We start from the raw sequence: 21,515 nt of genomic DNA, 5'->3' as shown, positions 1-21,515 counted from the left end.
TTCCTTGTCTTTAGAAGCCCGTTCATGGCCCAGCCGTCCACGACCTACAAGTTCGAACTCAACCTCACCGACCTCGACCGCTCGGTGTACGAGAGCGTCAAACAGACCATTGCCCGCCACCCTTCGGAAACCGAAGAGCGCATGACCGTGCGCCTGCTGGCCTACGCCCTCTGGTACAACGAGCAGCTGGCGTTCGGGCGTGGCCTGTCGGATGTAGACGAACCAGCCCTGTGGGAAAAAAGCCTGGATGATCGGGTCCTGCACTGGATCGAAGTCGGCCAGCCGGATGCCGATCGCCTGACCTGGTGCTCGCGCCGTACCGAACGCACCAGCCTGCTGGCCTATGGCAGCCTGCGTGTGTGGGAAGGCAAGGTAGTGCCGGTGGCCAACAACCTGAAAAACGTGCACATCGCTGCCGTGCCCCAGGAAGTGTTGGAGACCCTGGCCAAGGACATGCCGCGGGTGATCAAGTGGGATGTGATGATCAGCGAAGGTACGATCTTCGTGACCGACGACCGTGGCCAGCATGAAGTGCAACTGCAATGGCTGGTTGGCGAGCGCGGTTGAAAAGGTGGGAGCTGGCTTGCCTGCGATGCATACCACTCGGTACATCAGACACACCGAGTGGATGCCATCGCAGGCAAGCCAGCTCCCACACTTGATCTTTGTTGCGTTCAATATCTGTGTTTAACCGATGTATTAGAAGAGAAGCGCCCGTCACCCCATGCGTATCGATCCCCGCCCATTGCCCGCCGTCCTGCCTTTTCTCGGTGAATTGCCGCCGCTGTTGACCCGTCTCTATGCCGCGCGCGGGGTGCAATCGGAAGCCGAGCTGGACAAGAGCCTGGCGCGGTTGATTCCCTACCAGCAGCTCAAAGGGATCGACGCGGCGGTGGACTTGCTGGTGACCGCCCTGGAGCAGCGCCAACGCATTCTGATCGTTGGTGACTTCGACGCCGACGGCGCCACGGCGAGCACCGTAGGTACCCTGGGCCTGCGCTTGCTTGGGGCGGCCCATGTCGATTACCTGGTGCCCAACCGTTTCGAGTACGGCTACGGCCTGACGCCGGAAATCGTCGCGGTGGCGTTGCAGCGCGAGCCCCAGTTGCTGATTACCGTGGACAACGGCATCTCCAGCGTCGAAGGTGTGGCGGCGGCGAAAGCGGCGGGGCTGAAGGTGCTGGTCACCGACCACCACTTGCCCGGCGATGAACTGCCGGCCGCCGACGCCATCGTCAATCCGAACCAGCCGGGCTGCACGTTTCCCAGCAAGGCCCTGGCCGGTGTCGGCGTGATCTTCTACGTGTTGATGGCTCTGCGCGCGCGGTTACGCAGCCTGGGTTGGTATGACAACAAACCCCAGCCGAACATCGGTGAACTGCTTGATCTGGTGGCGTTGGGCAGCGTCGCCGACGTGGTGCCGCTGGACGCCAACAATCGCATCCTCGTTCATCAAGGCCTGGAGCGCATTCGTGCCGGTCGGGCGCGGCCTGGCATCAAGGCGATCCTGGAAGTGGCCAAGCGCGACCACGCTCGGATCACCTCCACCGACCTGGGGTTTATCCTCGGCCCGCGTCTGAACGCGGCCGGGCGCCTGGATGACATGAGCCTGGGCATCGAATGCCTGCTCACCACCGACGCTGGTGCCGCACGGGAAATGGCCGCGCAACTGGACGGCATGAACCAGGACCGTAAATCCATCGAACAAGGCATGCAGCGCGAGGCCCTGGCCCAGCTCAAGGACTTGCCGGTGGAGTCGATGCCGTACGGTTTGTGCCTGTTCGACCCGGAGTGGCACCAGGGGGTGATCGGCATCCTCGCGTCGCGCATGAAAGAACGTTACTTCCGCCCGACCATTGCCTTTGCTGACGCGGGCGACGGCCTGCTCAAGGGGTCTGGGCGTTCGGTGCAAGGCTTTCATATCCGCGATGCGCTGGCGGTTGTCGCCAGCCAGCATCCCAACCTGATCAGCAAGTACGGCGGTCACGCCATGGCCGCCGGGCTGACCCTGCCCGAGGCGAACTTCCCGCTGTTTGCGCAAGCCTTTGATGCCGAAGTGCGTCGGCAGCTGCGTGAAGAAGACCTCACCGGCCGCTTGCTCTCCGACGGCACTTTGGCTGTGGAAGAGTTTCACCTGGAACTGGCCCGCGCCCTGCGTCACGCCGGCCCTTGGGGGCAGCACTTTCCGGAGCCGTTGTTTCACGGTGTGTTCCAGTTGGTGGAGCAGCGGGTAGTGGGGGAGCGGCACCTGAAGGTGGTGCTCAAGAGCGAATGCGGGTCAGTGAAGCTTGATGGCATCGCCTTCGGCGTGGACCGCGAGGTGTGGCCGAACCCGACTGTGCGTTGGGTGGAGTTGGCTTACAAGCTGGATGTGAATGAGTTTCGGGGCAATGAGACTGTGCAGTTGATGATTGCCCACATCGAACCGCGCTAGATATTACTGACAATACAAAACAAATGTGGGAGGGGGCTTGCTCCCTCCCACATTTGGTTTTGTGTACAGCTCTGGAGCTACTCGGCTTTGGCCTGGTGTTTGACGATAATATCCACCAAGCGCTTGGCCAGCGCCGGGTAGTTCTCATCGAAGTGGTGCCCGCCCGGCAGCTTCATGGCTTCCCCCACCGCAGTCTTGTCGGTGCAGCCACTCTCGTCGACTTCCTCTGCACCATAGATGCACACGACCTTCTCAGGTGGCAGCTTGGCCATTTCCGGGCCGGTGGCGGCTTCTTTGCCGGCGTTGCCCAGCCAACCTTCCACTTCGATTTCAAAGCTGCCAGTGCGCGCAAATGCCAACAGGATGATCGCATCGACGCGCTGCTGTTCGTTTTCCGGCATACGGTTGTAAATGGCCGGCAGTACATCGGCGCCGAACGAATAACCGGTCAGCACGAAGCGCTTGGTGCCCCACTTCTGCCGATAGTGTTGCATCAACTCGGTGAGGTCCTTGGCGCTTTGCTCCGGGCTCTTGTGCTGCCAGTAGTAGCGCAGGGTGTCGATGCCAACCACCGGGTAGCCGATCTTCGCCATCTCGCCGGCCACATCGCGGTCCAGGTCACGCCAGCCTCCGTCACCGGAGAGGAACAGGGTCACGGTGTCTTTGGCCTGCCCGGCAGGAACTTCCACCACGGGAATCGCCAGGCCACCGTTGTCCGAACCGACCAGTTGCTTGCGCAGCTCGTTGTTCAGCACTTGCGGGTAATGAATGTCGTAGTCGCTGATGCTGGTGGTTGCACGCGGCGTGTCACGTACGAAGCTGGCGCTTTCATCGTCAGGATTGTCGTTCCACGCCACCAGCCAGTTGCCGTGGGCAGAGGTCTTGGGCAGCGGGTCGTTGCAGCCTTCCTGTTTCAGGGCAAAGCCGACGGAGATCGCGTTAGCCTTGTCATCATTCTGAGTGGCCAGCCAGCGCCAGGCGAGCGCAGCGCCAGGGCCGATGCCACTGACCAGGGTCGCCGGGCCCTTGAGCTGGGCCAGGGCGCCTTGCAGCGCTTGTTCCTGCAGCTTGCAGTCATCCTTGGGCAGGATCACCTGAACGATTTGCGCCGCGCCGCCCTGGCTCAGGGCAACCAGTTGGCTATCGGTCAGCGCTTCATCGGCCATCACGGCCACGGCCACACGGGCTTTGGCGGTGCTGGCGGGGGTGACGCGGGTCATTACCGAGCCATCGGCCTGGGGCAATTGCTCCAGGGTCGGTTGCGGGGCAGGGCGGTTCCAGTACCAAAAGCCACCCGCCACGACCAGCGCGAGCAGCACTACAAAGGCCAACACATACCGCCAGGAGCGTCGAATCATCAGCGTTTCACCAATCCAGTCAAGCCGCCCGCAATCAGGGCGGCGGTATCGGCCAGTGCCACCAGCGGATCAAGTCCTGCGGGCACGGCCATGTAACGGGGTTCCCAGTCGGGCTGGAACTTGTCTTTGAAGCGGCGCAAACCTTGGAAGTTATACAGTTGCTCGCCACGGCGGAACACCATCGAGCCCAGGCGCTGGGTCAGCGGTGCGCCACGGCGCGGTTGCAAGCCCGACAGCGGCACCATACCGAGGCTGAAGCGGGCGTAGCCGTGGTTCTTATAATGTTGAATGAGGCCCACCATCATGAATTCCATCGTGAGCTTGGGCGCGTCGGGGTGGGCGCGCATCAGGTCAAGGCTGGCCAGGTCATGATTGTAGGTCTCCAGCAGGTTGGCGAAGGCTACCGGGCGCCCTTCAAAGCGAATGATCGCGATACGAAAGTGCTTGAGGTAGTCGTCGCTGAAGCGGCCCAGGGAGAAGCCTTTTTCCCGCACATTCTTACCTGTAAGCCAGGCATCGGAGATGACTTTTAATTCATCCATCGGCGCCTGGCCCGGTTCGAAGATTTCCAGGGACAAGCCGTCCCGGGTGCCACGGTTCCAGGTGTAGCGCAAATCCTTCATCTCTTTGCCCTTGGCTTCCAGGTCAAAGCGTTTCAGGTCGACGCGGGCTTCTTCGCCCAGCTTGATCGCGGTGAGGCCGATGTCCATGTAGTACGGCAGGTTCTCGGCGCGTACCTGGTAGAACACCGGTCTTGCGTGGTGGATATCGCACAGGTCACGGAACTGCCAGATCATCTCGGCGCGCGGTTGGGTCGGGCCGATCGGGTCGTACAGAGCCACCAGGCTACGCCCGCGACGGGCGTACATCAGGAAGGCTTCATCGTTGGGGTGAAACAGCAGCGCCTTGTCGCCGGTCAGCGCCAGGCCGCCGTCGGGTTGGGACGAGGCCATCAGGATCTTGCTGGCGCGCTCCAGTTCTTCCGGGGTGGGCAAGTGGATGACCGGGCGCGCCGTGCGCAGCAGCCAGGTCAGCGATACGATCACCAGCAGCACCGCAGCGCCCAGCAACGAGCGCAAACCGCGAGGGGCGTTGGCGTCGAGGGTGAACTGCCACCACAGTTGATGGCTGTAAGGCACATCCTGATAGGCGAACAACAGCAGCCAGATCGAGGCGCCGAGTACACAGACACTGGCCACCAGGTAAAGCGGCGAAAACGGCAGCTCGGTCAAGCGGCTGGCGCGGTAGAACGAGCGGCGAAAGATCGCCAGCAGCACCGCGGTCATGGTCATCAGGCTGGCTTCTTCCCAGTCGAAGCCCTTGAGCAACGAGAGCAGGGCGCCGACCAGCAGCAGCACCATGGTCAGCATCCAGGCCGCCGACAAACGTCGACGCAGGCCCTGGGCGAGCAACAGGCACAACACGCCGATCAGGCTGGCACCGAAGTGCGAGGCGTCAATCAGGCGGTGGGGAATCAGGAAGCCGATGTTTTCCAGGCGTGAGTCGATCTCTGGCGTGGCGCCGGAAAACAGCAGGACCACGCCGGACAAAAAAACCAGGACGGCCAATACCGGCGCTGCCAGCCCCGACGCCACCCGCAGGCTTTGCTGGGTCTGGAACAGGCGCTGGGCCTCGTTGACCAGCAGGAACACACAGGCGATCAGCAGCGGCAATACCACGTAGATCATCCGGTACAGCAGCAAGGCGGCAGCCAGGGGTGCGGCACCGAGTTTGTCGGCGAAGGCCGCCAGCAGGATCGCTTCGAATACACCCACGCCTCCCGGCACATGGCTGAGCACACCGGCGGCCAGGGCCAGCAGGTACACCAGCAGGAACGGGCCGAAGGGCGGTGCTTCCGGCAACAGCATATAAAGGACGGCAGCGGCAGCGGCCACGTCGAGGGCGGTGATGATCAGCTGCAGGAAGGTCAGGCGGCGGCCCGGCAGGCGCAGGGTGCGACGCCCGGCCTTGACCAGCAGGTTATCGGGGTAGGGCTGTTCCGGCAGGCGACGGCGATAGATGCCGATGCACAGCATGGCCGACAACACCAACACGGCGCCTGAAATACCCCCGAGCAGGCTTTGCGGTAAATGCAGGTAAGTCGAGGCCGCCGGCAAATTGCTAAGTGTCGCCAATGCGGCCAGTGGCGGCAGGGCGCAGCCCAGGGCCAGGCTGGCGAACACGGTCATGTGCGCCACTTCCGATGCGCCGATGCCGTGGCGTGCATATAAACGGTAGCGCACCGAACCGCCCGAGAGCATCGACAAGCCAATGGCGTTGCCGATGGCAAAGGCGGTGAAGCCGCCCAGGGCCAGGGTCTTGGCGGGTAACTTCACGCCGGCATAGCGTGCGCCGGAAAATTCATAACCGAGCAGGATAATGAAACCTGCGACTGCCGCTGCAAATGCACCGAGCAAGGCTGGCTTGGGCACTTCCAGAATCGAATCGTGGAGTGCGTAGAGATCCAGTTCCAGCAGCAGGTGTCGGCAGGCGATCAGGGCGATTGCAAACAACAGCAGCGTTACGGCCAGGCCAATGGGCTGGCGATACTTGCTCAACAAATCCAGCCATCGCAAGCGGGTAGGCGTGATCGGTTGTTCTGCTGTGACGGTGTCTTGTGGTTCAGACGAGTTGGCGCGCATCAATCACCTCGTGGATTGTGCGCGACAGGATGGGGGTATCCGGCCAAGTTACCAATCCCTATGGACAAAATAATTACAAATATTAACGCGGATCACCGGGGGCGGCGACTGCGGCCATTGGTCGTAGAGGGTAGCGCTTGAGCATTGAGCCTAGCGTGCAATGAGATGGACTCTACAAACCGACTACGGTTTCATGAAAGATGCCATGCCATTGTTTCAGAAGAACTTTTTCGTCGGATACAAAAAAGGCCACTCTTTCGAGTAGCCTTTTTTGATGTTTGGTTGCGGGAGCCGGATTTGAACCGACGACCTTCGGGTTATGAGCCCGACGAGCTACCAGACTGCTCCATCCCGCGTCTGTGGGCGGCATTCTACAGCCAAGCGGCGAGGTGTCAACCGTTAATGAGTCGATGGTGCAAATAAGCGCTAATTATTCTGAAATCAAGGCCTTGGCCGCATTTTGCAGAAGCAGGGGGTGAAAAACAGGCACGCACAAAAAAGGCCACTCTTTCGAGTAGCCTTTTTTGATGTTTGGTTGCGGGAGCCGGATTTGAACCGACGACCTTCGGGTTATGAGCCCGACGAGCTACCAGACTGCTCCATCCCGCGTCTGTGTGTCGGCATTCTACAGCGGAACGCGAGTGTGTCAACCTGTAAATCAAACAAAAGCGCTTGTGGTTCAATCGGTTAGCTCTCCAAGGCTGGGTCGTGAAGCGCTTCGGGCCAGTCAGGCTGAGGCTTTCAGCTCTATCGGAAGCCTGAATTCGATTGAGAAAATAAATTCATCGGGGAAACTTCCTACCACTTGGAAGGAAGAATCAAACTACTGGTGCTATATACAGGGGTGAATGCGATACTGGCCACCTGTTGGTTCACACCCCGTTTATATGACGCAGCGCAAAATCATCCACGTCGACTGTGATTGCTTCTACGCCGCCATCGAGATGCGTGACGACCCGAGCCTGGCGCAAAAGCCCTTGGCTGTGGGCGGCTCGGCGGACCGGCGGGGGGTTATCGCTACCTGCAACTACGAAGCGCGTGCGTACGGGGTTCGTTCTGCCATGTCGTCGCGCCACGCCTTGAAGCTGTGCCCCGACCTGACCATCGTCAAACCGCGCATGGATGCCTATAAAGAAGCATCAAAGGAAATCCAGACGATCTTTCGCGACTACACCGACTTGATCGAGCCGTTGTCGCTGGATGAAGCCTACCTCGACGTCTCCGACAGCCCGCATTTTGGCGGCAGCGCCACGCGCATTGCCCAGGACATCCGTCGGCGGGTCTCCAACCAGTTGCATATCACCGTGTCTGCCGGCGTGGCGCCGAACAAGTTCCTGGCCAAGATTGCCAGCGACTGGAAAAAGCCCAACGGCCTGTTTGTGATTACCCCGGACCAGGTCGAAGACTTTGTCTCGCAGTTGCGGGTCAGCAAGCTGCACGGCGTTGGCAAGGTCACCGCCGATAAGCTCGCGCGCCTGGGCATCGAAGACTGCTTGCAGCTGCGCGAGTGGAACAAACTGGCGCTGGTGCGCGAATTCGGCAGTTTTGGCGAACGACTCTGGAGCCTGGCCCGTGGGATTGATGACCGCGTGGTGCAAAACGACAGTCGTCGACAGTCCATCAGTGTGGAAAATACCTACGATGTGGACTTGCCGGATCTTTCAAGCTGCCTGGCTAAACTTCCCGAATTGATGGAAACCCTGGCGGGGCGTATGGCGCGCATCGACAGCAGCTACCGGGCGGGCAAGCCGTTCGTCAAAGTGAAGTTTCATGACTTTACCCAGACGACGCTGGAGCAGGCGGGGGCAGGGCGGGATCTGGAGAGTTATCAGCAGTTGCTGACCCAGGCGTTTAACCGTGGGGGCAAGCCGGTGCGATTGCTGGGGATTGGGGTGCGGTTGCTGGACCTGAGCGGCGGTAACGAACAGCTCGAATTTTCCTGGTAGAAACCCGAAAAAAATGTGGGAGCTGGCTTGCCTGCGATAGCGGAGTGTCAGTCAAGAATGCTTTAACTGATACACCGCTATCGCAGGCAAGCCAGCTCCCACAGTTTGATCTTCACAGGTATTGCGCGATCAGCGTGCGCCAGGATCTGCGACCAACCGCCCCGCATCCTTGGTCAGTGCCTGCACAAACTCCTGCTGCAATTCCGGATCATTGCGGGTCAGCTCGATCAGGCTTTGTTCCAGTTCGCTGGCTTCTTCTTCCAGGCCCAGTTCCGACAGGCGCTTGACGCGGTGCACCCACTGGTTCACTTCGTCATCTTCCAGGTCGTCGTAGATCAGGCCATGGGCTTCCAGCAACTTGCCGCGCAGGGAGTTGCTGACCGCCAGGGTCGAGTCTGTGTGCACATCGTCCTGACCATCTGCCACGCTGATCTTCAAGGTCGTGACGCGGTTCAGGTCCTGCTCGGCAAACGGGCTGTCCAACAGGTTCAGGCGCAGGATGCCGTTGCGGTCGGTGGTCAGCTCATGGGTCTGCTTGCCGGCAGTGACTTGTACCGGGCGCTCGCTCCACGGCAGGCTCGAATACTCCAGGCGCTTGTCGCGCTGGACTTCATCGATAGCTGCCAGGTTCTGTTGCGCACGGCCATGGGATTGCACGTTCATGAACGGGTTGATGCCGTCCACGCCATAGCTTAGCCAGTCTCGCGTCACACTCGTGGGCAGGTTGCCGAGGGCGAAGATATTCGCCACGTTGGCACCCACGCCCGCCACCAACGCCACGGCACCCAGCGGCATCTCATAGAGTTTGCGCCAGGGTTGGTAAGGCGTGTAGCGATCGTAACGACGGGTGACTTCGAATTCGGTGACCTCGAAGGTCTTCTGCTCATGAATGCGAACCCGGCGTTGCGGCAGCTCCAGCACTTTGGGTTCGCCTACATCGATCTGCAGGCTGTGATCGAGCAATTTACGCTCGACCCGCTCCTCGTGCTCACTGCGTTGCGACATCTGATTGGCGCAGCCGCTGACCAGCAGGGCGCCGCACAAGGCGGCGCCCCCCAGGGCTTTGGTGTTTCGCTTGAACATGACTTCTCTTGATCTGGTTTTCAGCGACGAATACGCGCCTGAAGGAAAGACAGCACGTCAGCCACCGGCAACGGTTGGGCTTGCGCTTCGGTCCGGCTCTTGTATTCCAGATTGCCATCGGCCAGGCCACGGTCACTGACCACGATCCGGTGCGGGATGCCAATCAGTTCCATGTCGGCGAACTTGATGCCCGGGCTGGTTTTCTTGTCCCGGTCATCGAGCAGCACTTCAAAACCGGCAGCGGTCAGTTCAGCGTACAGCTTGTCGGTGGCTTCGCGTACTTGCTCGGTTTCATAGCGCAACGGCACCAGGGCCACCTGGAACGGCGCCAAAGCGTCACTCCAGATGATGCCTTTCTCGTCGTTGTTCTGCTCGATGGCAGCGGCGACCACGCGGGAAACACCAATGCCGTAGCAGCCCATGTCCAGGGTGATCGGCTTGCCGTTCTCGCCCAGCACTTCGCACTTCATCGCCTTGCTGTACTTGTTGCCCAGCTGGAAGATGTGCCCGACTTCGATGCCGCGCTTGATTTCCAGGGTGCCCTTGCCATCCGGGCTTGGGTCACCGGCTACGACGTTGCGCAGGTCGGCCACGGTCGGAACCGGCAGGTCACGCTCCCAGTTCACGCCGAAGTAGTGCTTGTCGTCGATGTTCGCGCCGATACCGAAGTCGCTCATCAGCTCGACGGAACGGTCGATGATGATCGGCAGCGGCAGGTTCAGCGGGCCGAGGGAACCGGCACCGGCACCAATGGCGTCGCGCAGTTCGGCATCGGTGGCCATGACCAGCGGGCTGGCTACGCCAGGCTGGTTGGCGGCCTTGATTTCATTGAGCTCGTGGTCGCCACGGATCACCAGGGCGATCAGCTTGCCTTCTTCTTCAGCGCGCACGATCAGGGTCTTGATGGTCTTTTCAATCGGCAGATTGAATTTCTCCACCAGGGCCGCGATGGTTTTGGTGTCCGGCGTGTCGACCAGGCGCAGCTCCTCGGTGGGAGCAGGGCGCGAGGTTTCACGTGGTATGGCTTCGGCTTTTTCGATGTTCGCCGCGTAGTCGGAACCGTTGCTGAACACGATATCGTCTTCACCGGATTCGGCCAGCACGTGGAATTCGTGGGAGCCGGCACCGCCGATGGAGCCGTTATCCGCTTCAACCGGGCGGAACTTCAGGCCCAGGCGCGTGAATACGTTGCAGTAGGCCTGGTGCATGCGGTCGTAGGTCGCTTGCAGGGAAGCCTGGTCGGCGTGGAACGAATAGGCGTCCTTCATGATGAATTCGCGACCACGCATCAAGCCGAAGCGCGGGCGGATTTCATCGCGGAATTTGGTCTGGATCTGATACAGGTTCAGCGGCAACTGTTTATAGCTGCTCAACTCGTTGCGCATCAGGTCGGTGATGACTTCTTCATGGGTCGGGCCGGCGCAGAAATCGCGGCCATGACGGTCCTTGAAGCGCAGCAACTCAGGGCCGTACTCTTCCCAGCGCCCGGATTCCTGCCACAACTCAGCCGGTTGGGTGCTCGGCATCAACACTTCCAGAGAGCCGGCAGCGTTCATTTCTTCGCGAACGATGGCTTCGACCTTGCGCATCACCTTCAAGCCCATGGGCAACCAGGTGTACAGGCCCGAGGCCAGTTTGCGGATCATGCCGGCGCGCAGCATCAGCTGATGGCTGATCACAACCGCGTCGGAAGGCGTTTCTTTCTGTGTGGCGAGCAAATATTGACTGGTACGCATGGTAGGCCGTTGTCGGTTGCTTGGACTTGAAATGACTTGGGATTGTACGGGCGGTTGCTGCTGGAGTACAGGCGTGAGGTGGCGAGGCGTATCTGTGGTAACCGTCGCTTGTGTGGGAGCTGGCTTGCCTGCGATAGCGGCGTTGGGTTCACCATCGCTATCGCAGGCAAGCCAGCTCCCACATTGACCGAGTCGTATCAGTCTTCCTGCGGCGGATTCAACCGGGCGCGCCGGTTCTCCTGGAACCAGTGCAATGCAATCAGGAGCAGCGTCGGCACCCCCAGCAGGCAAGTGATCATGAAGAAGTTGTGATAACCGAACTTCTCCACCATCACCCCCGAATACCCGCCGATCAGGCGTGGCAACAACAGCATGATCGAGCTGAGCAACGCATATTGGGTAGCGGAGAACTTGAGATTGGTCAGGCTCGACAGGTACGCCACGAACGCCGAGGTGGCCATGCCCGAACTGAAGTTGTCCAGGGAAATGGTGACGATCAGCATCTGCAGGTCGGGGCCCATGTCGGCGAGCATCACGAACAAAAGGTTGGTGCCGGCCGAGGCCACGCCACCGATGAACAGGATTGGCAGGATCCCGAACCGCACAATCAACAGGCCGCCCATGCCGGCGCCGAGCAGGGTCATGATCAAGCCGAAGATCTTGCTCACTCCGGCGATCTGGTCCTTGGTGAAACCCTGGTCGATATAGAACACGTTGGCCATCACGCCCATCACCGTGTCGGACATGCGATACGTGGCAATCAGCCCGAGCAGCAGCAGCGCCTGCCAGCGATAGCGCAGGATAAAGTCGTTGACCGGCGTCAGCACCGGCGCCAGGCCCCGACGGCCCATGGCCGAAAGGCACAGGGTGGTGAGGATGATATAAAGGATGGCGCGCAGGAACGCGCGGTCTTCCATCAGCAGTTCCCACAGGCTCACGCCCTGGAACAGCACGCTGGCGAAGTCGGTGTTGTACAGCTGGGTGAACATCGCCGGCACTGACACCAACAGTACGATCAGTACAAACACCGACACCAACTGGTGCATGAAACTGTAGCGGCCGGCCTGCAACTGGGTGCGCAGTGGCACATCAGGTTCACGCATGAGGAAGGTGGTGAGCAACGCCGGCACCATCAACACGCCGAACAGCACATAGGTGCCGGTCCAGGCCGAGTGTTTATAGTTGAAGCCGGTGGAGCCAAAGCCTTCGGCAAAGAACAGCGCACCAGCCGTGGCCAGCAGGGCGGCAATGCGATAGCCGGACATGTAGCTTGCCGCCAGGGCGGCCTGACGGCTGTCGTCGGCGATTTCCAGGCGGTAGGCATCCACGGCGATATCTTGGGTGGCCGACGCGAAGGCGACGATCACCGCGATGGCGATCAACCAGGACAGGTGTTTTTGCGGGTCACAAAAACCCATGCCGATCAATCCGAGGATCACCAGCGATTGGGCCAGCACCAGCCAGGAGCGACGACGCCCCAGTTTACCGAGCAACGGCAAGCGCCATTGATCGAGCAGCGGCGACCAGACCCATTTAAAGGCGTAGGCCAGACCGATCAGGCTTGCATAGCCGATGGTCTCGCGGGCCACTCCGGCCTCGCGCAGCCACACGGAAAGCGTCGAGAACACCAACATGTAAGGCATGCCGGCAGCGAAGCCGAGCAACAACAGCACTAATGTCGAGGGGCTGGCATAGGCGGCGAGCGCGGCGCGCCAGGTTTTACGGGGCATGGGCTGGAGTCTGCCTCAGGTTTGCGGAAACAAAGCGCGCACTCTAACCGCTGTGCTCTACCGGACGCCAGCCATGGCGCTGAATATCAACACGATTGTTCAAGATAGTGACGCCTTCGCTACGCAAACGCGCACGTTGTTCGTCGCCTGAGGCGCTGCCCGCCGGCAGACTTATCCGACCACCGGCGCCCAGCACCCGATGCCAGGGTAATCGGGTGTCTTCGGGCAACTGGCTCAGGGTGCGCCCGACCCATCGGGCGGCACGACCCAGACCCGCCAAGTGAGCCAGCTCGCCGTAGCTCACCACACAGCCTTCGGGCACTTGCGACAAGGTCAGGTACAGCGCGGTACGCCGCATTTCGGCGGGGCTTTGCGGCGTATCGGCGGGTGGCTTCACTATGGGGATATCCGTTGAGATCGTCGCGGTTTTGTCAGAAACGTCTGTAAACATGACGATGAGCATTGAACTCAATATAAATCCTTGAGTCAGTTCTAGCCATGTAACACTATAACGCCCCTATTTTTTGCCACCCCTGAGCCCCGTATCTGCTTATGTTGTCCAGAACCCTGTTGTGCCTTGCTGTTTTCAGTGCTTCCACGCCCTTGCTTGCCGATACCGTCTGGTTGAAAAACGGCGACCGGCTGACCGGCAAGATCAAAGTCTTCGACGGTGGCAAACTGCTGATCCAAACCACCTACGCGGGCTCGATCCCGGTGGACTGGAAGCAGGTCAAGACCCTGGAAAGCGATCAGGAGTTGCTGGTCAAGCAGGACGCCTACAGCGGCGAAAAGGCCAAGTCGTTGCAGGCGTCGGATGACGGCAAGGTGGTGCTGGCCAATGGCGAGGCACCCAAGACGGTCGACCTGGCAAGCATCCAACAGATCATGAAGCCCAAGCCGGTGATCGAAGACCTGGTGTGGAAGGGCAACGTCGACCTGGCGCTGGACTACAAGCGTGCCGACAAAGACACCAACGACTACGACATCGACTTCAAGACCTCGGCCCGTCACGGCCAATGGCGTCATACGGGCAAAGGCGAATACAACCGCGAGTTCCAGGACGACATTACCACCACCGATAACTGGGCGCTGGAGTACAACCTGGACCGCTTCATCACCGAGCACTGGTTCTGGCAGGGCCGCCTGACCTACAAGCGCGACAAGGTCGAAGACCTGGCCCGTCAGCGCGTTGTCGGTACCGGCCCTGGCTATCAGTTCTGGGACGATGAACTGGGCGCGTTCTCCCTCGGTTCGCTGGTCAACCGCACCGACTACGAATACGCCGACGGCGGCAAGGACAACTTCTATTCCCTGGCCATGAAGTGGAACTACAACCGCTACCTGGTGGGCAAGACTGTCGAGTTCTTTACCAACGGCGAATTGGGCAAACCGCTTGCCGGGCCGTCCGAGTATTCCCTGGATGCGGAAATGGGGCTGCGCTACAAGGTCACCGAGTGGGCCTCGCTCAACTTGAAGGCCGAGCGCAACGAGGTCAGCGGCAGTTCCGAGAGCAGCCTGAGCAAGACTCGCTACACCGCAGGCTTTGGTGTGGCCTGGTAAAAGCTGCGTCGGCCACTCTGGCAACCTGCGCGGATATTGATTACCTTGTGTTGAGATCCATTCCCATATGCCATGGGCGGCGGAACACCCGAGGAGTCATACGTTGAGCGCGCACGTTGCCAAGAACGCCCGAGAGCTGTTGCTCAAGGAATACCGTGGGGCTTTGGCCACACAGTCAAAAGCCATGCCCGGTTTTCCCTTCGGCTCGGTCGTGCCCTACTGCCTCGATGAGCAGGGCCGCCCGCTGATCCTGATCAGCCGCATCGCCCAGCACACCCATAACCTGCAAAAAGATCCCAAGTGCTCGTTGCTGGTGGGTGAGCGCGAGGCCGATGATGTGCAGTCCGTGGGACGCCTGACCTACCTGGCCGAGGCCGAGAAACTGGAAGACGGCGCAGCCATTGAAGCCGCCGCCGAGCGTTACTATCGCTACTTCCCCGATTCGGCCAACTACCACAAGGCCCACGATTTCGATTTCTGGGTGCTCAAGCCGGTGCGCCACCGTTATATCGGTGGGTTTGGCGCGATCCACTGGGTCGACCAGCTGACCCTGGCCAATCCGTTTGCAGGCAAGGCCGAGCGCAGCATGATCGAGCACATGAACAGCGATCACACCAAGGCCATCGCCCATTACGTCGACCTCAGCGGTTTGCCGACTGGCGAGCCTGCGCAGTTGGCCGGCATCGACAGCGAAGGCATGCACCTGCGTATTGGCCAAAGCTTGCATTGGTTGCCTTTCGAGACGCCTTGCAACACACCGACACAAGTACGCGAGGCCCTGGTTTCATTGGCTCACGCCGCGGTATGGCCGAAAAAAACCACTGCCGACGCTTGAATTCACACAATGGCGACGTCATCTAAGGTGAACTGGCAAGGCATTCTTGCGTTGAGGAACCATTTGATGCGCCCTTTTTTATTGCTCTTTCTGCTGTTCCCGGTGTTGGAGCTGTTCGTATTCGTCAAAGTCAGCGGTGCGATCGGGTTTTTCCCGGCGCTGCTGCTGATCATCGCAGGCTCCATGCTCGGCGTCATGGTGCTGCGCGTGGCCGGCCTGGCCACGGCGTTGCGTGCCCGTGAAAGCCTGAACCGCGGCGAACTGCCGGCCCAGACCATGCTTGAGGGCCTGATGATGGCCCTGGCCGGTGGCCTGCTGATCCTGCCGGGCTTTATCAGCGACGTGCTCGGCCTGGTGCTGCTGTTGCCGTTTACCCGCAAACTGCTGGCCGGCAAGATGCGCCAGCGCGCCGAAGAAGCGGCGATTCGCCAACGCGCGTTTGCCGACGACCTGCAACCCCGTGGCGGCCCGGCCCCGCGTCAACCGCTGGGGCGTGAAGGCGACGTGATCGAAGGCGAGTTCGAACACCGCGACAACAAATAACCGCTTCACTGGCACGGCACCTTCGGGTGCCGTGTTGCATTGGCCCGGCGAGCAATCTGAGAAAAAATTTCCTCCCGGCCCCCTTGTAATAAGCGCATGCGCCCTTATGTAACGGTCACCGCAAGGTTTCTGGTGGTGACATCAGACAGACTTCCGCGTCTCGCCAAGCGAGCCGCAACCGGCACCGCCGGAATTTAACCCGCCGGAATTGATACCGGCCGATGAAAAACACAATTAGGAGAGATCGACAATGAAGCTTCGTCCTCTGCACGACCGCGTCGTAATCCGTCGCAGCGAAGAAGAAAAGAAAACCGCTGGCGGGATCGTTCTGCCAGGTTCGGCTGCTGAAAAAGCCAACCACGGTGTGATCGTCGCTGCTGGCCCAGGCAAGACCCTGGAGAATGGTGATGTACGCGCACTGGCCGTGAAAGTGGGTGACAAGGTTGTTTTCGGCCCTTACTCCGGCAGCAACACTGTGAAAGTCGACGGCGAAGACCTGCTGGTCATGGCTGAGAACGAAATTCTCGCCGTACTGGAAGACTGATTTCCTCGCTCATTTTCCCGTTACTACAAAGTATTTAAGGAATATCGATCATGGCTGCTAAAGAAGTTAAATTCGGCGACTCCGCCCGCAAGAAAATGCTCACCGGTGTCAACGTCCTGGCTGACGCAGTAAAAGCGACCCTGGGCCCGAAAGGCCGTAACGTGATCATCGAGAAGAGCTTCGGCGCTCCGACCATCACCAAGGACGGCGTTTCCGTCGCCAAAGAAATCGAACTGGAAGACCGTTTCGAGAACATGGGCGCGCAGCTGGTCAAAGACGTTGCCTCCCGTGCCAACGACGACGCAGGCGACGGCACCACCACCGCTACCGTCCTGGCTCAGGCGATCGTCAACGAGGGCTACAAGGCCGTCGCTGCCGGCATGAACCCTATGGACCTCAAGCGTGGCATCGACAAGGCGACCATCGCCATCGTTGCCGAGCTGAAAAACCTGTCCAAGCCATGCGCCGACACCAAGGCCATCGCTCAGGTCGGCACCATCTCCGCCAACTCCGACAGCTCCATCGGTGACATCATTGCCGAAGCCATGGAAAAAGTCGGCAAAGAAGGCGTGATCACCGTTGAAGAAGGCTCGGGCCTGGAAAACGAACTGTCGGTTGTAGAAGGCATGCAGTTCGACCGTGGCTACCTGTCTCCTTACTTCGTCAACAAACCAGAGACCATGGTTGCCGAGCTGGACAACCCGCTGATCCTGCTGGTTGACAAGAAGATCTCCAACATTCGCGAAATGCTGCCAGTACTGGAAGCCGTTGCCAAAGCCGGCCGCCCATTGCTGATCGTTTCCGAAGACGTTGAAGGCGAAGCCCTGGCGACCCTGGTTGTGAACAACATGCGTGGCATCGTCAAGGTTGCAGCCGTCAAGGCTCCAGGCTTCGGCGACCGTCGCAAGGCCATGCTGCAGGACATCGCCGTATTGACTGGCGGTACCGTTATCTCCGAAGAGATCGGCCTGAGCCTGGAAAGCGCTACCCTGGAAAACCTGGGTAGCGCCAAGCGCGTGACCATCTCCAAGGAAAACACCATCATCGTTGACGGTGCTGGCGTTGAAGGCGATATCGAGTCCCGTATCGCGCAGATCCGTGCCCAGGTTGCCGAAACCTCCTCGGACTACGACCGTGAAAAACTGCAAGAGCGTCTGGCCAAGCTGTCCGGCGGCGTTGCAGTGATCAAGGTTGGCGCTGGCTCCGAAGTTGAAATGAAAGAGAAGAAGGCCCGCGTTGAAGACGCCCTGCACGCAACCCGTGCAGCCGTTGAAGAAGGCGTGGTACCTGGCGGTGGCGTTGCGCTGATCCGTGCTCTGGAAGCCCTGACCAACCTGACCGGCGACAATGCCGACCAGAACGTTGGTATCGCTGTGCTGCGTCGTGCCGTTGAAGCACCGCTGCGCCAGATCGCTGCCAACTCCGGCGACGAGCCAAGCGTTGTGGTCAACGAAGTCAAGAACGGCAAAGGTAACTACGGTTACAACGCTGCGACTGGCGTCTATGGCGACATGATCGAAATGGGCATCCTGGACCCTACCAAGGTGACCCGTTCCGCGCTGCAAGCGGCAGCCTCCATCGGTGGCCTGATCCTGACTACCGAAGCTGCCATCGCTGACAAGCCGAAGGCTGAAGGCGCAGCTGGCGGCGGTATGCCAGATATGGGCGGCATGGGTGGCATGGGCGGCATGATGTAAGCCAGCCTCACCCGGCGCTGTAAAAAGCCCCGCCTGCAGTGATGCAGGCGGGGCTTTTTTGTGAGCGGTTGTATCTCTCAACTTCGGTATGACACTGGACCTGTGGCGAGGGGGCTTGCTCCCGATGGCGGCCTGCCAGCCGACACAGTTATACCGAGTACATATCCATTCCTGCGGTAATGGCCACTTAGGGTTCCGCCCTGACGGCGGCTCACTTTGCAAAAGCCGGGATGCCGGCCCAGGCCAAAGTAAGCAAAACGCTCTTGCCCCACCACTCGGCACCTCGCCTAGGCTCGGTGTGCCCGTAATCCGCCATGGATTTGGGGGGCCGCCGCCACGCGCCATCCATGGCGCGGGGCGGCTAAACCGGCATCCCTGCCGGTTTACCCCCCAAATCCCTGTCGAATTCCGGCCAGCGTGGTTTAACGGGGCGCCTGAGATCAAAAGCAGATCAAGATCAAGAGCGGCTCGCTTCGCATCGTGGTTACCGTTGGCTTTCGCAGGCAAGCCCGCTCCTACACGGAATCTTCGTTGCGTTGAGCATTGCATTCGCTTAACTGATCGGCATTACGGCTTGCCGTGAAGGCCGGTACAGCAACAGGCAATACAAACCCAGGCAAATCAGCCAGCAAAAAATCGCTGTCCATATATTGTGGGAAAAAAAGTGTGCCCCTTGCAGCATACGGCTGACTGAGAAGACGCTGCCCAGGCTGACGGCGAATATCAAAGCGTAGCGCGCCGGCTTTGGTCGCCGATCCCTCAGCGCGAAGAACCAGGCGAACAAGGCAAACCCGGTGGCTGCATGTCCGCCGGGCCAACAGCGACCAGGTTTATCGGTAGGCGGGCGCGGGCTGAGCAGTTCGCTGTAGGTTTCCTGGCCGCCGAACTCTTTGAGACTCCAGGGGCATTGCACGGCGGTGATGGTTTTCAAAGGTGCCACGAAGGCCGTCGCCAATCCCAGGGAGAGTACCAGGCAGACCAGTTCGCGACGGTAAGGCTTGAGTCGATGCAGGATGAAGGAGCCGACAAGCCCGAAAATCGCCAGTACCGAAAACAGGATCACCAGTTGCTTGGCCCGATCATGCAGGATGTCTTCGAGGAAGAAGCTATAGCGGCCGATGAAGCCGCCAGCCTCCGCGCTGTAGAAGCGCCTGGCCAGGTCCATGTCCAATGAGGTCAGTTCCAGCAACAGCAAGACCACTGCGGCGCCGGCAGGCAGGCCCAGGCACAGCCAGAAATTGAGCGGTTTGGAAACCGGTAAAGAAGAGGGGGATTTCATCACGAACCTTGGTGAAAAAGCCCCTTGCTCACCTGCACGGGGCTTTTTGATTAGCGTTTGCTTAAGACTGGAGCTTCTTCCTTGGGCGCTTTCCAGCTCAGCAGTTGCTGTTTGTAGTCGTAGCTGGCGGCCTGATAGTAGGTAATTGCCCGCTGGATCAATGGGTCATCGCTACCGACGCGCAACTCCTGGCTTTCTCCAAGGGCCTGGTCGTGGCGACGCAAGCCTTGGCGCGGGCTGAGGATTGCCAGGTCCTTGCCGTCAAACAAGCCCAGATGCTGGTAGTTGCCCACCACGACTCGCGGTGGCAGCGGGTTGTCTTGCAACAGATTACGGCCGAAGAACGTCGACTCGTAGCTGAGGTTGATCAGGCCCAGCAAGGTCGGCGCAAGGTCGATCTGGCTGGCCAGTTGCGCGGACTCCCGTGCGTCGATCAGTTTGGGCGCATAGATAAACAACGGGATCTGGTAGTTGGTGATCGGCAGGTCTTCCTTGCCTGCGCTGCCGGCCGTATGGTCGGCGACGAACACAAAAATGGTGTTGTCGAACCAAGGTTTCTGGCGTGCAGCTTCAAGGAACTGGTTGATGGCGTAGTCGGTGTATTTCACTGCACCATCGCGACCCTTGCCGGATTTGATATCGATGCGCCCATCCGGGTAGGTATAGGGGCGATGGTTGGAAGTCGTCATCAGTTGCAGCAAGAACGGCTGTTGCCTGGCGTAGTCGGCGTCGGCCAGTTTAAGCGTCTGTTTGAACAGGTCTTCGTCGGCCATGCCCCAGGCATTTTTGAACGAGATTTCTGACTCGGGCACGCTGCTTTGGTCCACGACCCGATACCCGTTGCCGCTGAAAAACGCGTTCATATTGTCGAAGTAACCGCGACCGCCGTAGACAAACACGCTGTCGTAACCGATGGCCGTGAGTTGTTGGCCGAGGCTCGCGAACCCGCTTTCACGGCCGATGCGCTTGACGATCGAGCGGCCCGGCGTGGGTGGGATCGCCAGGGTAATGGCTTCCAGGCCTCGGTCGGTTCGTGTGCCGGTGGCATAGAAGTTATTGAAGTACAGGCTTTGTTTGCGCAATGCATCCAGGTTGGGCGTGAGGTTGCGTTGATCGCCGTTGCTGCCCATGTACTTGGCGCTGAAGCTTTCGATGGTGACCAGCACGATGTTGGGCTTGCGCAGTGTGCCCGGGTTGGTGATGGCGCGGCGAATATCCAGCGGGTCCGGGTCGATAAAGCGCGCGTTGGGCTCGCTGAGTTCGGCGCGCAGTTGCCGGGCGACCACATCGGTGGGCAGGCTCTGATAGAACTGGGTGTAGTCCAATTCGTTATTGCGGAACGCAGCGAAGAATTGATAAGGACCGTTGCTGGCCAGTTCGTTCTTGTAAGCGTTACCGCCCTGGGCACGTGGGCTGTCCTGGCTGATCAGTTGCAGGCTGAGGCCGGCGACCACCAACAGGCCCAGGGCATTGACCAAACGGCCACGCAGTGCCGGCAAAGGTGCCGCCATGGCGGCATTGAAGGGTTTACGCAGGGCCAGGCTCATGAGGATCGCCAGCATTGCCAGCAGGCTCAGCAGCTTGCCGATCGGGTAAGACTCCAGCAGGTTGTTCAGCACCTCATCGGAATACACCAGGTAATCGACGGCGATAAAGTTGAAGCGCACCCCAAACTCATCCCAGAACAGCCATTCGGCCACCGAGGTGAACAGCATGGCAAACAGGCTGATCGTCAGCAGCGCCTGCAAGAACCAGCGGTGGCCGCGGCGGCGCCACAGTGCGGGTGGGCATAGCAGCAAATACAGGCCCAGCGGCAAGGCCGCATAGGCGAGGAAGCCCAGGTCGTAGAGCAGCCCCACGCCAAACACCGGCAGCAAGTTGCCGCCCACTTCATTCAGGTGAGTCACGAGCAGCACGCTGCGAGTGAGCAGGAAAACCAATAACCAGGCACCGGTTATCAACAGCAAATAGCGCATTGGCGCTGTTTTGAAAAAACCCATGTCCAAGTTCCTTATATCAATGGGGGGCGATCTTCGCCCTGAAACTGTAGTCAGCTTGTGAAGCTATAGTGAAAAACTCGTTTGACCATACAAACAGTTGGAAACCCCTATCGACGCGCCTTTCAGCT

The 21,515-nt window shown here is 59.9% G+C and carries 16 protein-coding genes and 2 tRNA genes; 8 read left to right on the top strand and 10 right to left on the bottom strand.

Features of this window, described 5'->3' with window-relative positions:
* The first annotated feature begins 24 nt into the window (after positions 1-24).
* Positions 25-567: a YaeQ family protein gene (locus tag PSEBG33_RS05480; RefSeq protein ID WP_003193952.1), complete on the top strand. Its 543-nt coding sequence runs from the start codon at positions 25-27 to the stop codon at positions 565-567.
* A gap of 157 nt (positions 568-724) precedes the next feature.
* Positions 725-2,434, top strand: a complete 1,710-nt coding sequence (gene recJ, locus PSEBG33_RS05485; protein ID WP_005791065.1) for a single-stranded-DNA-specific exonuclease RecJ — start codon at positions 725-727, stop codon at positions 2,432-2,434.
* Positions 2,435-2,511: 77 nt separating this feature from the next.
* Here recJ and PSEBG33_RS05490 read toward each other — a convergent pair whose 3' ends face one another.
* From PSEBG33_RS05490 to PSEBG33_RS05505, 4 genes are all read right to left on the bottom strand, one after another.
* The gene (locus PSEBG33_RS05490) at positions 2,512-3,792 is read right to left on the bottom strand and encodes a virulence factor family protein (RefSeq protein ID WP_005791061.1); all 1,281 of its coding nucleotides are present in this window, start codon (positions 3,790-3,792) and stop codon (positions 2,512-2,514) included.
* Positions 3,792-6,434: a bifunctional lysylphosphatidylglycerol flippase/synthetase MprF gene (mprF, locus tag PSEBG33_RS05495; protein WP_005791060.1), complete on the bottom strand. Its 2,643-nt coding sequence runs from the start codon at positions 6,432-6,434 to the stop codon at positions 3,792-3,794. Before mprF ends, PSEBG33_RS05490 begins: the two co-directional genes overlap by 1 nt.
* Positions 6,435-6,713: 279 nt before the next feature.
* Positions 6,714-6,790 (bottom strand) — tRNA-Met (locus PSEBG33_RS05500).
* A gap of 176 nt (positions 6,791-6,966) precedes the next feature.
* Positions 6,967-7,043: transfer RNA gene (locus PSEBG33_RS05505), tRNA-Met, on the bottom strand.
* 278 nt (positions 7,044-7,321) lie between these two features.
* Between PSEBG33_RS05505 and dinB the strand changes: the two genes are divergently transcribed.
* Positions 7,322-8,380: a DNA polymerase IV gene (gene dinB, locus PSEBG33_RS05510; protein WP_005791058.1), complete on the top strand. Its 1,059-nt coding sequence runs from the start codon at positions 7,322-7,324 to the stop codon at positions 8,378-8,380.
* 129 nt (positions 8,381-8,509) lie between these two features.
* Here dinB and PSEBG33_RS05515 read toward each other — a convergent pair whose 3' ends face one another.
* The 4 genes from PSEBG33_RS05515 to PSEBG33_RS05530 all read right to left on the bottom strand — a co-directional run bounded on the left by PSEBG33_RS05515 (position 8,510) and on the right by PSEBG33_RS05530 (position 13,287).
* Positions 8,510-9,463 (bottom strand): hypothetical protein, encoded by a 954-nt coding sequence (locus PSEBG33_RS05515; RefSeq protein WP_005791056.1) that lies wholly within the window; start codon positions 9,461-9,463, stop codon positions 8,510-8,512.
* Positions 9,464-9,483: 20 nt separating this feature from the next.
* A complete protein-coding gene (locus tag PSEBG33_RS05520; RefSeq protein WP_005791054.1) occupies positions 9,484-11,199 on the bottom strand; it encodes a proline--tRNA ligase in 1,716 nt (571 codons plus the stop codon).
* A 197-nt stretch (positions 11,200-11,396) separates the two neighbouring features.
* Entirely contained in the window at positions 11,397-12,929 is a 1,533-nt protein-coding gene (locus tag PSEBG33_RS05525) for an AmpG family muropeptide MFS transporter (protein WP_005791052.1), read from the bottom strand.
* Between the two features lie 43 nt (positions 12,930-12,972).
* Positions 12,973-13,287 (bottom strand): MGMT family protein, encoded by a 315-nt coding sequence (locus PSEBG33_RS05530; protein WP_050549437.1) that lies wholly within the window; start codon positions 13,285-13,287, stop codon positions 12,973-12,975.
* A gap of 194 nt (positions 13,288-13,481) precedes the next feature.
* Between PSEBG33_RS05530 and PSEBG33_RS05535 the strand changes: the two genes are divergently transcribed.
* The 5 genes from PSEBG33_RS05535 (at position 13,482) to groL (ending at position 18,108) form a co-directional block, all read left to right on the top strand.
* Complete coding sequence (locus tag PSEBG33_RS05535; RefSeq protein WP_005791049.1) at positions 13,482-14,489, top strand: DUF481 domain-containing protein; 1,008 nt, start codon at positions 13,482-13,484, stop codon at positions 14,487-14,489.
* Positions 14,490-14,592: 103 nt separating this feature from the next.
* Positions 14,593-15,324: a HugZ family protein gene (locus PSEBG33_RS05540; RefSeq protein ID WP_005791047.1), complete on the top strand. Its 732-nt coding sequence runs from the start codon at positions 14,593-14,595 to the stop codon at positions 15,322-15,324.
* 66 nt (positions 15,325-15,390) lie between these two features.
* Positions 15,391-15,867: an FxsA family protein gene (locus tag PSEBG33_RS05545; protein WP_005791045.1), complete on the top strand. Its 477-nt coding sequence runs from the start codon at positions 15,391-15,393 to the stop codon at positions 15,865-15,867.
* Positions 15,868-16,117: 250 nt separating this feature from the next.
* A complete protein-coding gene (locus PSEBG33_RS05550; protein WP_003193940.1) occupies positions 16,118-16,411 on the top strand; it encodes a co-chaperone GroES in 294 nt (97 codons plus the stop codon).
* Between the two features lie 50 nt (positions 16,412-16,461).
* Positions 16,462-18,108, top strand: a complete 1,647-nt coding sequence (gene groL, locus PSEBG33_RS05555; protein WP_005791041.1) for a chaperonin GroEL — start codon at positions 16,462-16,464, stop codon at positions 18,106-18,108.
* Between the two features lie 553 nt (positions 18,109-18,661).
* On the opposite strand, the gene PSEBG33_RS05560 is transcribed toward groL, so the two are convergent.
* Together PSEBG33_RS05560 and PSEBG33_RS05565 are read right to left on the bottom strand one after the other, a co-directional pair.
* Positions 18,662-19,387 carry a phosphatase PAP2 family protein gene (locus tag PSEBG33_RS05560; RefSeq protein ID WP_005791038.1) on the bottom strand — a complete coding sequence of 242 codons (726 nt, stop codon included), beginning with the start codon at positions 19,385-19,387 and terminating at the stop codon, positions 18,662-18,664.
* Between the two features lie 50 nt (positions 19,388-19,437).
* Positions 19,438-21,387: an LTA synthase family protein gene (locus PSEBG33_RS05565; RefSeq protein WP_005791035.1), complete on the bottom strand. Its 1,950-nt coding sequence runs from the start codon at positions 21,385-21,387 to the stop codon at positions 19,438-19,440.
* Between the last annotated feature and the right edge of the window lie 128 nt (positions 21,388-21,515).

Source organism: Pseudomonas synxantha BG33R (assembly GCF_000263715.2).
In the GTDB taxonomy this organism is placed as follows: domain Bacteria; phylum Pseudomonadota; class Gammaproteobacteria; order Pseudomonadales; family Pseudomonadaceae; genus Aquipseudomonas; species Aquipseudomonas synxantha_A.
This window is presented reverse-complemented; position numbering and strand designations above follow the sequence as displayed.